The sequence below is a fragment of the Pseudomonas sp. YJ42 genome (assembly GCF_047225135.1).
GTDB classification, from domain to species: Bacteria; Pseudomonadota; Gammaproteobacteria; order Pseudomonadales; family Pseudomonadaceae; genus Stutzerimonas; species Stutzerimonas stutzeri_E.
This window is the reverse complement of sequence record NZ_CP178378.1, coordinates 2,588,940-2,601,896: the sequence shown is the minus strand read 5'-3', so window position 1 is coordinate 2,601,896 and position 12,957 is coordinate 2,588,940. Positions and strand designations below refer to the sequence as shown.

Sequence of the window (12,957 nt, the reverse complement as noted above, 5' to 3'; positions counted from 1 at the left end):
CCGCAATAAAAAAGGCGCCAACGGCGCCTTGAGTGAATCGTTTGTTTCATGTCCGTCCCAAGTGGGTTCGGTCACTGCCATCTTCTGCAAGCAGCTGACCCAGCGGCGTACGGTCGAAACCATCGTCCGCCAATCGATCGGCGTGTGGAGTCAGATCGAAACCGTCCTCGGCAAGCTGTTCACCAAGTGGGGTAAGATCAAAGCCATCTTCTGCCAGTTGTTGCCTTAGCGGCGTGCGTTCGGAGCCGTTTTCCACCAACGTGCGATCGCTCTCAACATGCTGGCGCACGGTGTCGCTGTCATGAGCTTCACCCAGCAGGGGTTGCGGATGGCTCGGCGGAACAGCGAAGGCGGTGGAGGCGGCGCTCGCCAGAATCAAACTTGCAAGTAACGTTTTCATAAGTTGTCCTCGGTAGGAGCTAGGTACGGGCCTATGCTACGGGCGAGAACTACATGGGCAAACGCGAGCGTATCAATAGTGAACATCGACAGTCGTGATAAGTCGATTGATCTTTATATATATCGATTCGGCTAATTATATAAATCGATCGAGGCGATAGTTAAACGAGTGGCCGAATTAACTGATAATTGCGCTGTGTACGTTTCTTTTAATTAGGCGAGAGAGGTTTATAGCGGCTATGCATGCGAACCGGAAGCGGATCGCGAAACCGAGGCGAAGACTGCCACGAAGGGGATAAAGCGTCGGGTTGTGGCTGACCGTGTCAGTCAGGGCAGGGCTTTTTCAGCGTAGGTGCGTGTCGGCAGTCCGAGCTGAGAGCGGAAGCTTTCCATGTCGAACATGGTGCAGATGTCGCGAATCTGCCCGCTCGGTGTCAGGGTCCAGAACGCCATGGCCGAGATGCTCAAGACCTTGTCGCTGGGCGGATATCCCAGGGCTGGATTCTCGATGGTGCCGATCAGCGTGCTCCAGGTGACCACTTTGTCGTCCTCGGCGATGCAGTCCTCTATCACCACTTCGAGATCGGGCATGGCGGTGCGGATCTGCATGATCATCGCGGCGAACTCGGCGCTGCTCAGGGGATGGCCAACGAACGAGCTCTTGTAGAGAAAGTCCTTGCTGTGGAACTGCTCGGCGAGGGCCATGTGGCCGCGGTTCCAGGACAGCTCGATGTGTTTGCGAACCAGCTTTTTATTGTCGCTCAATGACATTTCGATCATCCGTTGCGCGGCGGTGGTTCTACTGTAGCAGCCACTGGCGACGGGCAGCCACCGCATGCGCTTCGGCAAATCAGTCGATAGGCAGACTAAGCCTGAACGCAGCGCCGCCCAGGCTGGAATCGTCGAGCCGGAGCTCACCGCCATAGCTGTCGAGAATGTCCTTGACCACCGCCAGGCCGATACCCTGACCGGGGTGCTGGGCATCCAGACGTTCGCCGCGACGCAGGATACGTGCGCGTTGATCGACCGGCACGCCTGGGCCGTCGTCTTCGATGCTCAGCCACAGCCGATCAGCGTCCTGCTTCAAGCTGACGCGCACCTGATACAGGCAGAGGCGGTAGGCGTTTTCGAGCAGATTGCCGAGCAGTTCCATCAATGCACCCTGCTCCAGCGGTAGGGTCGCATCCTGCGGCAGCTGCAGGTCGATCTGCACCCGCTTGTCCTGGTAGACCTTGTCCAGCGTGCCGCACAGCCGTACCAGCAGCGGATGCAGAGGGACTCGGTGACGCACCAGGCCGCTCTGGCCCAGGCTCGCACGTTGCAGCTGATAGCCGATCTGTTGGCTCATTCGCTCGATCTGCGCATGCATGACGCGGGCTTGCTCGCGATTGCCCGGCTGCGCGCTCATCACCTCGCCCACGCTCTGCAGCACGGTCAGCGGGGTTTTCAGGCTGTGCGCCAGATCGCCGAGCGAGTTGCGGTACTGCTCACGCTGGCGGCGCTCGCCGACGAGCAGTCTGTTCAGTGACCGGGTCAGACGCAGCAATTCTTTTGGATGCTGTTCGCTGAGTCTGTCCAGCCGGCCGGACTCGACCTGATCCAATTCGTGGCTCAGTCGCCTCAACGAACGGAAGCCCCAGGTCAGGCCCAGCCAGAGCAGCGTCAGCAACACCAGTAAGCCGCCGCCCAGCCACAGATAGAGCTGTTGGCGGAATTCCTCGAACAGGCTGCGGTATTCGCTGGTGGGCTGCATGGTGACGAAGCTGAACGCCTGGCGCGGCTCATCGGTCAATCGCAGCTCGACGTCGTAGACGAAGTACTCGAGGCCATCGGCGTCTCGTACCCGTTTGAACTCCGTGAGGTCGCCGCCCGGGCGCGGCTGGTAGTCGATGCTTTCGTCCTCGGCCGAGCGCGACTGCCAGAGCCGCTTGCCTTGCGGGTCGAAGATGTAACCGAGCAGCTTGGCGTTCGGCAGGTTGAATTCCTCGTCCGGCAGCCGATCGGGCATCACCAAACGTCCATTCTCCAGGTGCGATGCGGTAATCAGGGTATTGGCATCGGCAGCCAGACGCTCCTCGATGACGCGTTCGAAGGCGAGGCTAAATGCCGCTTGCAACACCGGAAGCAGGGCCAGCATGAACAGAATGGCCAAGCAGGTGGCGCCGAGCATGAGCCGCAGGCGCAGCGACAGGCTGCCTCGACGGGAGGTACGCGCCAACACCCGCCAGCGGCGCCAGCGCCGACTCACCGGCAGCGCTCGGTAAACAGATAACCCAGTCCGCGCACGGTATCGATCGGTTTCAGTCCGCCGTGGGCTTCCAGCTTGCGGCGCAAACGACCGACCAGCACTTCGATGACATTGGCATCGCGCTCGTTGTCGTCCGGGTAGAGCTGCTCCATCAGTCGCTCTTTCGCGACTACCTGCTGCTGGTGGCGCATCAGGTATTCAAGAATGCGGTACTCGAAGGCGGTCAGTGCCAGCGGCTCGTCGTTGACCAGCGCCTGCTTGCGGTTGAGGTCGAGCCTCAGCGGGCCAGCCTCGATGCTGGCCTGGGTAAAGCCGGACGAGCGACGCAGCAGCGCGTTGAGCCGTGCCTCGAGCTCCTCGAACTGGAAGGGTTTGACCACGTAATCGTCGGCGCCGGCGGCGAGTCCTTCGACCTTGTCCTGCCAGTTGCCGCGCGCGGTGAGGATGAGGATGGGGAAGCGCTCACCATTGCTTCGCAGCTGCCGGATCAGGTCTAACCCGCTGATATCAGGCAGCCCGAGATCAACTATCGCCAGATCATGGTTGTATTCGCGGGTCTGATACAGCGCCTCTTCGGCATTGGCCACCGCATCGACGATATGGCCGCTTTCGCTCAGGCGAGTCAGTAGGTGGTGGCGCAGCAGCGCCTCGTCTTCCACCACCAGCACTTTCATTGATTACTCCCGTCATGAAAACGGCCGGGACGATCCCGGCCGTGGCTCTTCTTGAGGCAAACCGTGCGGCTTAGAAGTGATAATTCACGCCGAGGTAGGCCTGCTTGCTGCTGTGCACATCGATCGACCCGACCTTGCCAACGCCACGCTCGGACACCTCGGTGCCGGCATTGCTGCGCAGGTAGCGGTAGCCGGCCTCGATTGACGCGTTACTACCGACCTGCTGCAGCACGCCGGCTTGCAAGCCGACCAGGTAACCGATGTCGCTGTCGCGGCGGTAACCGCTGGACTCGTTCTCAAGCTTGGTCACACCGGCACTGGCACCGCCGAACAGGCGGGTGGTATCGCCTACCGGCAGAAACAGGTCGTAGCTGCCGATCAGGTTCTGCTGGCGCAGCTTGAGCGAGCTGCCGTAGTCGTCGGAGACGTTTTCGTAGGTGGCATAGTAGCGCGCTTCGTCGGTCATCTGACCGGCACGGACACCCCAGGTGCCGCTGTTCTTGATGATGTCATCGAAGCGATCCGGGCCCATGTTCTGTTTCAAAGTGCTGGAACGGTCGACATTGACCGTGCTCTCGCCCCAGGTGAGACCGGCGAAGTTATCGGCGGCGTGGGCGCCAAGGGTGAACAGGCTCAGGCTGGTGGCGATGGCCAGGGTATGCAGTTTGTTCATGTGTCGCTCCTTTGCAGGCATGGATAAGTCACGTATCCATCCTGCTTGCGACCCCCTGAACCGCGCCTGAACCCTGGCTGAACCTGAGCTGAACGACCGAGAAAAACGGCGCAGCGGGCGCGGCGCCGTCCAATTGATCAGCGGCTGCGGCGCCCTAGCAAGGCGACCAATGCGGCGGCGCCTACCGCCACGGCCGCCGTGGTTGCCACCGGGTGTTGCGTGGCGCGGGTATAGAGGCTGCGCGTCAGCACTCTGCCGGGATAGTCTCCGCTGGCCTTGCCGTCACCCGCTCGACCGACGTCGCCGGCGTACAGCGCGCCGTCGCGGTGGCGGTCCGGGCGGTCGCTCTGAAGGGCGTCGTAAACGAAGGTGCGGTTGACCCAGTCGGCCAGTCGCGGCGCATTCTGGGCCAGCCTCGACAACAATTTGGCATTGCCGATATAGACGTCGCGTTGCGGGTGCTCGGCTGCATGCAGAATCGCCCGGGCAACCACCTCTGGCGCATAGACCGGCGGTGGAAAGACCGGGGCGCTGGGGAGGTAATTCTTCGAGTGATCGATGAACATCGTATCTGTGGAGGAGGGCCGAACCAGGGTCACAGATATCGGTGTGCCGGATTTCTGCAGCTCGACCCGCAACACGTCTGTCATGGCCTTGATCGCGTGCTTGCTGGCGCTATAACTGCTATGAAACGGCAGAGCATTGGCGGACTCGACACTGCCGATGTTGATCAGCGCACCGCCCTTGTCGCGCAGATGCTTCACCGCGATCGAGGAGCCGTAGTGGGTGCCCCAGAAGTTGGTCTGCATGACCTGCTGGTGATCGGCGTCGCTGACCTCGTCGAAGCGTCCCCAGACCGAGCTGCCGGCGTTGTTGATCCAGGTGTCGAAACCGCCAAAACGGGCAATGGTCTCGCTGGCGACGCGTTCGAGCTGCGTGCGATCACCCACATCGGCCATCACGTGCAACACGCGGTCGCTCGCATTGAGGTCGCGCTCGATATCCGCCAAGGTCATTTCGTTGCGTGCGACCAGCACGACGCGGGCACCTTGCTCGACGGCGAGGCGGGCGGTGGCCAAGCCGATCCCGCTCGAGGCTCCGGTAATGACGATGACTTGTTCGTGCACGGGTTTGAGAGCAATGCGCATCGGGATCTCCTCGGATAGCGGTGATGTGGGTTGGCTCGGTAGAAGCCATATCGCCGCTTCCGGTTCCGGGCAAGCGATGGATGGCAGCGGCAACCATAACGATCGCCGTGCTAAGCGCTCGCTGTGCGAGCAGACGTTCAATCGAGGCGGATGGTGGTCCCTGCTGGCAGATGTTTGATCATTCGATTGCCTTCGAGCAGGCTGCCGATCTGATGGACGTTGCGGACCTTCGCCTCCGTCGGCAGTTGCAAGCTGATGCCGTCGATGGGCTCGATGGCATTAAGGCTGATAACGATCGCGGACTCGTCGCGTTCGACATCCAGGCTCAGCTGATCACGAGCAGCCCACCACTAGCCTGCCGAACCAAGCGAGGGGCTTGAGGCGCGGCATCCAGCGCAGCCAGACATCTATCGAGGGTTCGTAGCCATTGGCATAGCGGCGATAGCTTTGATCATTGCGGTCGCCATGGGCGCGCATGATGTAAGAACCGGTTATGGACCGTACGGGTAAACCGTGCCGGCGTCCAGCCTGAGCCTTTCGGAAAATCCGCAGCTCGCTATCGAAAACCCGGAACTCTTTTGATGGCCAATTGATCTCAGTCTGGCTCGGAAGTTTCCGGCGTTTATTTCGTTGGCTAGGAAGCCTGCACAAGCATAGTGCAGCGGTATGTCTCGACGTCGAGAAAGGTGAAGGAATGAAGCGCTTTGTCGCATTGGATAGCTTTCGTGGTGTTTGTGCCGTTGCGGTGGTGTTGTTCCATACCCAGATTCTGCTGAGCTTCTCCGAGCTCAGCTTCTTTCGGCACGCTGATTTATTCGTCGAGTTCTTCTTCGTGCTCAGTGGTTTCGTCATGTTCCATGCGTACGGTACCCGCGAGTTCGACCCACCGATGCTGAAACGCTTCGTCATCAGCCGGACATTCCGCCTGTATCCGCTGCATCTCCTGATGCTGGTCGTCTTCATTGGCTTGGAGTTCGGCAAGCTCTGGGCCGAGCACCATGGATTCTCGTTCAACGACCCGGCGTTCAGCGGCAAGACCGCCCCGAGCGAAATCCTGCCCAATGCCTTGCTGCTGCAAAGCTGGATCAGCAATTTCAATAGCCTCTCGTTCAATACCCCAGCGTGGAGCATCAGCATCGAATACTACCTGTACATGCTGCTGGGCTTGGTGCTGTTGTGCGCTCCACGTTACTGCGGGCAGATACTGGCGTTGGCCACGCTGGTGTCCTTCGCGGCCCTGTATGTCGAGCTGGATGTGATCAAGCCATTCATCTGGCGTGGCGCTTCGTGCTTCTTCGCCGGCGCCCTGACCTATCGGCTCTATCGACGTCTGGAGCCGGCGATCAGTCGTCTGGACGACCGGCTATTCTTCAGCGTGCTTGAGTTGCTCTGCCTGCTGCTTGTATACCGCACGCTCACCCACGAGGCACCGCATCAGGGCATCATCGCCAGTTTGCTGTTCTGCCTGGTGGTGCTGGTATTTGCCCATGAGCGCGGCGCGGTGTCGCAATTGCTGCAGCGGCGTGGTTTCGCCCGCCTGGGAGAGTTGTCCTTTTCCATCTACCTGACCCACGCGGCGGTAATCTTTGCCTTCACCAGCGCCGCGGTGGTGTTGTCCAAACTCACCGGAGCAGACTACACGGTCATCCTGCATCAACCGGACAGCGACCAGATCATGCGATATATCAGTTCGGGTAGCCTGCTAATTGATGATTTGCTGACGCTGCTGGAGTTGGCGATGGTGCTGGCGGTATCGACCTTGACGTACCACTACGTCGAGTTGAAGGGCATCGAGGTCGGACGCCGTCTCACGCGCAACGAGTCGCTGCGGCTATCGCAGGCGTGAGTCGGTGTCGACGAACAATTCGTCAGGTGCCTGCGGTTGTTCGATCGGCGTCGGGGCCGGTTCAGGAGGTGCCGGGCCGGTCGGTTGAGTCGATGGGTAGGCCTGGTGCAGCGGTGGCTGTTCTTCGCCATCGACGGACCAGGTCAGCGTCGCCTCGATTCGACTATCGTCTGATAAACCGAGACGATTATTCAGTGGACATTGCGCCACGGGTCCGCTGACAAGCTCGCCTGATTGGCGGCTGCGGCTGGTACCGGCACGCCCGCTAGTACGCACTTCGAGATGGTAGGTGAGTGGGCGGGGTTCCGAGCTGCTGAAGCACAATCGCAACCGAAGCCGATCGTCGTCAGGGCTCAGCTCCAGATGCGCCTGGACCGGCGCGGCGGCTGTGAGCATCAAGGTCGCCAGGGTGAGCGTAAGCATGGATGGACGACCCGCGGTTCAGCCAATGCGGCTTATTGCTGAACGATGGTGGCTTGGTTGCCGCTGCCCGACTGCTGGATCACGGCGTGCATGCCCGCGGCGCTCTGAATGATTGCCGCCTCGTTCGCCGTCCCGATCTGGCTGACGCGGGCTTCGTTGTATTCGGCCAGTTGGCGGACATCGGCCAGGTTGCCGTCGCCGTTCTGTACGACGCTTGCCTGGTTGCCATCGAACCATTGCACCAGTTCGACGCTATTGCCATTCCCGGTCGTTGAACCCCTGAAATCATGGCCTCGCCCGCTTTGTTCGATGACCAGCAGGTTATCGTCGCCCGCCTGATTGAACATGACCTCGCCGAACAGCGTGTTCTGGCTGATCTGCGCACTGTTCCGATTGCCATTTTGGGCGAGTGTCAGGTGGCCAGCGTCGCCCTGGTCGATGGTAGCCCGGTTTTCGTCACCGACCTGGTAAACGGCCAGCTGGGTGCCGTGGTAGATGCCGTCTTGGGTAAATGTCACCGAATTGTCGTTACCGATCTGACGCGCTTCGGCCTGAGCGAATCCTTGTTGGACGCCGGATACGTAATTACCGTCGCCGATGCTGCTGATCTGCAGCTCGTTGGCATACCAGGTTTGCTCGACCTCGGCGCGGTTACCTGTGCCTTGCTGATACACGCTGGCACTGGCGAAGTGACTTTCAGGCCCCTGATAGATGGACGCATCGTTGTCGCTGCCGAGCTGCACGATAGCGGCTTGGTTCGACTCGCCGGCCTCGAGCTGGTAGATCGTGCCGGTATTGCTCGTGCCGTTCTGCCTGATCAGCGCTTCGTTGAGCGAACCGGTCTGATCGACGATGGCGGAGTTATCCGTGCCGGTCTGATCGATATGTGCGCTGTTGTCAGCATGGAGTTCGCTGGTAGCAGCCAGCAGGAGGGCGAGTGCAACGAGTGGCAGGCGGCTGCGCATGGAAATTCCCTTTGTTCTAGTGTTGGACGATCTGAATCTGCTGACCGCTTCCGTATTGAATGACGCTGCTGCTCAGGCCACTGCCCACTTGTTCGATGCTGGCGTTGTTGTTGGAACCGACTTGGGCGATTGCGGCTTGGTTGTCGCTGCCGATCTGGGTGATGTCGGCCAGGTTGCCCTGGCCGATCTGGAGGATGCTGGCGAGCTGGTTTTCGCCTTGCTGAAGAATGAAGGCCTGCTGATCGCTGCCCTGTTGGACAATGCTGGCCAGTTGGTGTCCGCCGATCTGCCTGAGATCGGCCAGATTGTCGTTGCCTTGCTGCAGTACTTGGGCGGCCTGGCCGGCGGGCAGCTGAAGCGTAAGTGCTGCCGGGTTTTCCAGGCTGAGCGAGCCCTCGGCGAGATCGCCATTGTCCAGCAGGTCGGCTGCATGAAGCGAGGCGTGGCCAGTAAGCAGCAGGGCGGCAAGCAAGCCGCGGCGAAACAAGGCTAAACGATCCATGCGGGCACCTCGAAAGATTGCTCGGATTCTTGACTGAACACGAAGCGGTGAACATCCATCGAACGGTTCAAAGCAGCCGTTGCGCGATGAGTGGGACGGATTAATCCTTCTGTCAGTTCAGAGTTCATCGCGATCCATGTCGAACGTGTCTTGGAGCAGATTCTGCAGTTTGCTGCGGTTGATCTCTTCCAACACGAGTTGTGCCGCCTGCTCGGCGATCGACTCGATCTCCGCAACGTTGGGCTGCAGGAATCGGCGATAAACGGTGCGCTGGCCGTACTCCACCCAGACCAGGCTGCCCCAGCGCGCCGAGGGGCGTTCACGAATCACCAGGTCGTTTTCGAGCTCACTGGCGTCTTGCAGCTGGAAGCTCAGGTAACGGTGAAAGTCATGGCCGAAGCGGGTGATCGTGTTATCGATAATCAGGCCGCTCAGCTCCGCCTCGGCTTCCGCCTGTTCCTGCGGCTCCTCCTCCTGCGCCTGTAGCGGGCTGAGCAGCAGGCACAGGAGCAGGCCGAGCGTCAGGCGTGGCACGACTCGGACCAGTCCAGCCTGCCGCGCAGCAGGAAGGCCGCTTCGGCACGGTTGGAGGCGCCGATCTTGCGCAGCAGGTTGTGAATATGGCTCTTGATAGTGTGCGGACTCAGGCACAGCTGCTCGGCAATTTCCGCGTTGGATAGTCCCTTGCCGGCGAGGCTGAGAATCTCGCGCTCGCGTAGGGTCAGCGACGGTTTGCTACCGGCCAGCTGGCGCATGCGCCGCCATTGACCGAGCAGGCGCTCGGTCAGTACTCGTGGCAACCAGTCGCCACCATCGAGCAGTACCTGAATGCCATCGAGCAGATGTTCGCGGGTAGCATGGCTGTAGAACACACCGCGAATGCCGGGGTGCTTGTCCACCAGGTGCTCGGCCTGTTCGGGTGCGATATTCACCAGCGCTACGGGCGTCTGCTCATCGAGCCGATCGAGCAGCGCCGAGAGTTGCTCGGTCTGGCTATTGCCCGCGTCGACCAGATAGAGATCGGTGGTCTCTCTGGCGGTCTTTTCGAGCCCGGCCAGCGCCACGTCCAACTGAGCCTGTTCGCCAAGAAAATGTTTGAAAAAAAGCCCCAGCAGTTCGTTGCCGGTAAGCAGGGTGACGGTGGGCCGGTTACGTTCCTGGTGGGTGAGATCCGCTTCGTCCATGTTCAATCCTTGGTTTGGGTGCCGTTATACCGCGTAGAAAAGTTACTAAACGACCGACGTAAAATGATGAAGTTCAGCGTTTACGCTGCGATTGAGGGTCGATCTGCGCTGGCGCGAAGACAAACCGACGAGTGGTTGTTTAGGCGGTCGGGGGGACTGGATGGGCTAAGGTGAGTCAATCACCCATTCGATGGAGCCGGCATGAGCGAAACCCCACGCGAACTGACTCTCCGTGCATTGCTTACGGGCCTGCTGCTCGGCGCCCTGCTGACACCATCGAACGTCTATTCGGGACTCAAGATCGGCTGGTCTTTCAACATGTCGATCATCGCGTTGCTGATCGGCTTCGCCTTCTGGCAGAGCCTGGCGCGAGCCATGCGGCGACCGGCCTGGTCGCTGCAGGAGAGTAATATCAACCAGACCGCCGCTTCGTCCGCGGCCTCGATCATCTCCAGCGGGCTGGTGGCGCCGATACCCGCTTACACGATGATCACCGGTCAGCAACTGGACACGTTGCCGTTGATGGCCTGGGTGTTCTCGGTGAGCTTCCTTGGCATCTGGGTGGCCTGGTATCTACGGCCATCGCTGATCGTTGAAGGTGGTTTGCGGTTCCCCGAGGGGATGGCAACGTTGGCGACCATGCAGCAGATCTATAGCCACGGCGCCGAAGCGACGAGACGTCTGCTGGTGCTCAGTGTCGCCGCATTGCTGGCGGCGGTGAGCAAACTGGTCGACAGCCTGCTGTGGTCGTTGCCGCGCTGGGCACCGGGACCCCAGCTGGAGCGGTTGACGTTCAGCCTCGAGCCATCACTGCTGCTGCTGGGCTTCGGGGGGATCATCGGGCTGCGGGTCGGGTTATCGCTGTTGCTCGGCTCCGTATTGGCCTGGGGAATGCTCTCGCCCTGGTTGATCGCCGAAGGACTGGTGGCGATGCCGGCGAATGCCAGCGGCCCACAGTTCGCGTTGTTGATCGAATGGTTGCTCTGGCCGGGTGTGAGCCTGATGGTGTGCGCTACTTTGACATCGCTTGGCTTGCGCACGCTGCAAGCGCACCGGGAAGATTCGACACGGCGAGTGAAGCTGACTCGACCCGATAAAGTGCCACTGCTTGGCCTGGCATCAGCCGCGCTGTTGGTGGTAGCCATGCAAATCATGCTGTTCGATATCCATTTGCTGATGGCGGCATTGTCCATTCCGCTGGCCGTCCTGCTGGCCATGGTGGCGGCGCGGGTAGTGGGGAGCACAGGCATTCCTCCGATCGGCGCCATCGGTCAGTTGTCGCAACTGAGCTTTGGTGTGATGCGCCCGGCCAGGTGGCAATCAATCTGATGAGTGCCAACACTGCTGGCGGTGCGGCAGGGCAGTGCACAGATCTGCTCAACGACTTCAAGGTAGGCCATGCCATCGGCGCGGCGCCGTCGCGCCAGGCCGTTGCGCAATGCTTGGGGATTCTGGTTGGCAGTCTGGTCGGGGTAACCGTCTACCAGCTGCTGATCCCTGATCCACAGGCGATGTTGATCACCACCGAATGGCCCGCGCCTGCGGTAGCTACCTGGAAGGCCGTGGCCGAAACCCTTACCGCCGGAATGGACTCGATCGGCACCGACATACGCTGGGCGATGGCGGTCGGCGCGCTGATCGGTTCCGTGCTCGGAGCACTGGAAGGGCTGTTGCCCATCTCAAGGCTGCGTTGGTTGCCGAGTTCCGCGGCGCTGGGGCTGGCCTTCATCATCCCCGCGTCGATTTCGCTGATGATGGCGTTCGGCTCGCTATTGGCTTGGCTGTTCGCCGCGCGTTGGGGCAGCCTCGCCGAACGATTCGTGATCGTGGCCGCAGCCGGGCTGGTTGCTGGAGAAAGCATGGCTGGCGTGGGCATTTCGTTGTGGCAACTGCTGCGCTGAAGCGAGCGTGGAGGGTTCTCCAAGGCGATATTGGGGGCGACGAGCGGTCGTGGCCGTAATTTGACGACGAACGGTAGGCGTGCTGAGGGCAGCTGACACGGCCGTTTGGACCGGTCGAGGCAGAAATTCCATGGCCTCCGATGCAACCCCTGCGGTAGCCGGATGCTCGAATAGATGTAACCCATGGAATGAGGAGAGCGAACATGCAAATGTCAAAAATAGCTGCTTTAACTCTGGCGGGTCTGATGTCCACGGGTGTCTTCGCAGCGGGCACAGCTGACAACGACGGTGCCACCAGCAGCGAAACCATGCAGGAGTCGATGGATGGCAAAACCACCGACGACACCAACCGCTCGGGCATGACGACCGGTGCAGGTACTACCACCGAGTCCGGAGCCGAAGCAGGGCCCGGCACTGGCACCGGTACCAGCGTGGGCAACACCACGGGTACTGGAAACAGTGCAACCGGTACGGGAACTGGTTCCGGCACTGGCAGCTCTGGTGGCACGGGCAACTGATGCGGTGCAGCTAGATCAAAGCCCCGGCCACTGGTCGGGGCTTTTTCGCTTTCAGGCAGCGCTGATGACTGGCGACCTGTTCCACTGACGCGAGGCGCCCAAGCTGCCTTATTTTCAGGAGGTGAGCCATGGATCTGCGTCTTCCGATCTTGGTTGCGGGCCTGGTATTGGCATCTGCCGTGTTGGCAACCGGCACCGGCCCGACCCTGCCGGAAAAAAGCCGCGAGCATCCGTTGGACAATCGCGAGCCGCGACAGGATGTCATCGAGCCTCAGGACGACACCCCGAGCCAGCCACGCCCGCCGACTCTCGATGCGCCGCCCGCAATGCCACCGGTGGAGCCCATCGAGCGTCGGTCCCCCTCGGAACGGCCCGAACCCCGCGGCACTGGTGCCGGCACCAAATCTGCGCCAGCCAGCTGATAGCAGAACAGCTGGTAATAAAAAGGGAGGCCGAAGCCTCCCTTTTTCCGTTGG

Annotated in this window: 14 protein-coding genes and 1 pseudogene; 4 read left to right on the top strand and 11 right to left on the bottom strand. The window is 60.8% G+C overall.

Translation table 11 applies throughout. The features are described from left to right. Positions 1–46 precede the first annotated feature (46 nt). The 6 genes from ACL0K2_RS11870 to ACL0K2_RS11845 form a co-directional block, all read right to left on the bottom strand. Complete coding sequence (locus ACL0K2_RS11870; protein WP_045160293.1) at positions 47–400, bottom strand: hypothetical protein; 354 nt, start codon at positions 398–400, stop codon at positions 47–49. Positions 401–726: 326 nt separating this feature from the next. Then, the gene (locus ACL0K2_RS11865; protein WP_045160294.1) at positions 727–1,170 is read right to left on the bottom strand and encodes a ketosteroid isomerase-related protein; all 444 of its coding nucleotides are present in this window, start codon (positions 1,168–1,170) and stop codon (positions 727–729) included. A gap of 79 nt (positions 1,171–1,249) precedes the next feature. Continuing rightward, the gene (locus ACL0K2_RS11860; RefSeq protein WP_045160295.1) at positions 1,250–2,647 is read right to left on the bottom strand and encodes an ATP-binding protein; all 1,398 of its coding nucleotides are present in this window, start codon (positions 2,645–2,647) and stop codon (positions 1,250–1,252) included. Then, positions 2,644–3,321, bottom strand: coding sequence for a response regulator (locus tag ACL0K2_RS11855; RefSeq protein WP_045160296.1), 678 nt, complete (start codon positions 3,319–3,321; stop codon positions 2,644–2,646). Before ACL0K2_RS11855 ends, ACL0K2_RS11860 begins: the two co-directional genes overlap by 4 nt. Positions 3,322–3,391: 70 nt before the next feature. Continuing rightward, positions 3,392–3,994: an outer membrane protein gene (locus ACL0K2_RS11850; RefSeq protein WP_413042713.1), complete on the bottom strand. Its 603-nt coding sequence runs from the start codon at positions 3,992–3,994 to the stop codon at positions 3,392–3,394. 137 nt (positions 3,995–4,131) lie between these two features. Further along, positions 4,132–5,142: an SDR family oxidoreductase gene (locus tag ACL0K2_RS11845; RefSeq protein WP_413042712.1), complete on the bottom strand. Its 1,011-nt coding sequence runs from the start codon at positions 5,140–5,142 to the stop codon at positions 4,132–4,134. A 694-nt stretch (positions 5,143–5,836) separates the two neighbouring features. On the opposite strand from ACL0K2_RS11845, the gene ACL0K2_RS11840 reads away from it, so the two are divergent. Further along, positions 5,837–6,988 (top strand): acyltransferase family protein, encoded by a 1,152-nt coding sequence (locus ACL0K2_RS11840; protein ID WP_413042711.1) that lies wholly within the window; start codon positions 5,837–5,839, stop codon positions 6,986–6,988. Here ACL0K2_RS11840 and csgH read toward each other — a convergent pair. The 5 genes from csgH to ACL0K2_RS11815 form a co-directional block, all read right to left on the bottom strand. Further along, the gene (csgH, locus tag ACL0K2_RS11835; RefSeq protein WP_045160300.1) at positions 6,974–7,411 is read right to left on the bottom strand and encodes a curli-like amyloid fiber formation chaperone CsgH; all 438 of its coding nucleotides are present in this window, start codon (positions 7,409–7,411) and stop codon (positions 6,974–6,976) included. The two genes, ACL0K2_RS11840 and csgH, sit on opposite strands and share 15 nt — an antisense overlap. 32 nt (positions 7,412–7,443) lie before the next feature. Beyond that, positions 7,444–8,376, bottom strand: a complete 933-nt coding sequence (locus ACL0K2_RS11830; protein WP_045160301.1) for a hypothetical protein — start codon at positions 8,374–8,376, stop codon at positions 7,444–7,446. A gap of 16 nt (positions 8,377–8,392) precedes the next feature. After that, positions 8,393–8,878 carry a curli production assembly protein CsgB gene (locus tag ACL0K2_RS11825; protein ID WP_413042710.1) on the bottom strand — a complete coding sequence of 162 codons (486 nt, stop codon included), beginning with the start codon at positions 8,876–8,878 and terminating at the stop codon, positions 8,393–8,395. A 117-nt stretch (positions 8,879–8,995) separates the two neighbouring features. Next, positions 8,996–9,412 (bottom strand): curli production assembly/transport protein CsgE, encoded by a 417-nt coding sequence (locus tag ACL0K2_RS11820; RefSeq protein ID WP_045160304.1) that lies wholly within the window; start codon positions 9,410–9,412, stop codon positions 8,996–8,998. Further along, positions 9,400–10,062: a helix-turn-helix transcriptional regulator gene (locus tag ACL0K2_RS11815; RefSeq protein ID WP_196298626.1), complete on the bottom strand. Its 663-nt coding sequence runs from the start codon at positions 10,060–10,062 to the stop codon at positions 9,400–9,402. Before ACL0K2_RS11815 ends, ACL0K2_RS11820 begins: the two co-directional genes overlap by 13 nt. Before the next feature lie 201 nt (positions 10,063–10,263). Between ACL0K2_RS11815 and ACL0K2_RS11810 the strand changes: the two are divergent. From ACL0K2_RS11810 to ACL0K2_RS11800, 3 genes and pseudogenes are all read left to right on the top strand, one after another. Beyond that, positions 10,264–11,963, top strand: a pseudogene (locus ACL0K2_RS11810) (OPT/YSL family transporter). 203 nt (positions 11,964–12,166) lie between these two features. After that, positions 12,167–12,481, top strand: coding sequence for a hypothetical protein (locus tag ACL0K2_RS11805; protein ID WP_413042709.1), 315 nt, complete (start codon positions 12,167–12,169; stop codon positions 12,479–12,481). 128 nt (positions 12,482–12,609) lie between these two features. Further along, a complete protein-coding gene (locus ACL0K2_RS11800; RefSeq protein ID WP_413042708.1) occupies positions 12,610–12,903 on the top strand; it encodes a hypothetical protein in 294 nt (97 codons plus the stop codon). The last annotated feature ends 54 nt before the right edge of the window (positions 12,904–12,957 follow it).

Coding starts and splice junctions, on each gene's coding strand:
- ACL0K2_RS11845 (WP_413042712.1), bottom strand. CDS start 5,142: ATGCGCATTGCTCTCAAACCCGTGCACGAACAAGTCATCGTCATTACC.
- ACL0K2_RS11830 (WP_045160301.1), bottom strand. CDS start 8,376: ATGCGCAGCCGCCTGCCACTCGTTGCACTCGCCCTCCTGCTGGCTGCT.
- ACL0K2_RS11850 (WP_413042713.1), bottom strand. CDS start 3,994: ATGAACAAACTGCATACCCTGGCCATCGCCACCAGCCTGAGCCTGTTC.
- ACL0K2_RS11840 (WP_413042711.1), top strand. CDS start 5,837: ATGAAGCGCTTTGTCGCATTGGATAGCTTTCGTGGTGTTTGTGCCGTT.
- ACL0K2_RS11805 (WP_413042709.1), top strand. CDS start 12,167: ATGCAAATGTCAAAAATAGCTGCTTTAACTCTGGCGGGTCTGATGTCC.
- ACL0K2_RS11870 (WP_045160293.1), bottom strand. CDS start 400: ATGAAAACGTTACTTGCAAGTTTGATTCTGGCGAGCGCCGCCTCCACC.
- ACL0K2_RS11825 (WP_413042710.1), bottom strand. CDS start 8,878: ATGGATCGTTTAGCCTTGTTTCGCCGCGGCTTGCTTGCCGCCCTGCTG.
- csgH (WP_045160300.1), bottom strand. CDS start 7,411: ATGCTTACGCTCACCCTGGCGACCTTGATGCTCACAGCCGCCGCGCCG.
- ACL0K2_RS11815 (WP_196298626.1), bottom strand. CDS start 10,062: ATGGACGAAGCGGATCTCACCCACCAGGAACGTAACCGGCCCACCGTC.
- ACL0K2_RS11865 (WP_045160294.1), bottom strand. CDS start 1,170: ATGTCATTGAGCGACAATAAAAAGCTGGTTCGCAAACACATCGAGCTG.
- ACL0K2_RS11800 (WP_413042708.1), top strand. CDS start 12,610: ATGGATCTGCGTCTTCCGATCTTGGTTGCGGGCCTGGTATTGGCATCT.
- ACL0K2_RS11855 (WP_045160296.1), bottom strand. CDS start 3,321: ATGAAAGTGCTGGTGGTGGAAGACGAGGCGCTGCTGCGCCACCACCTA.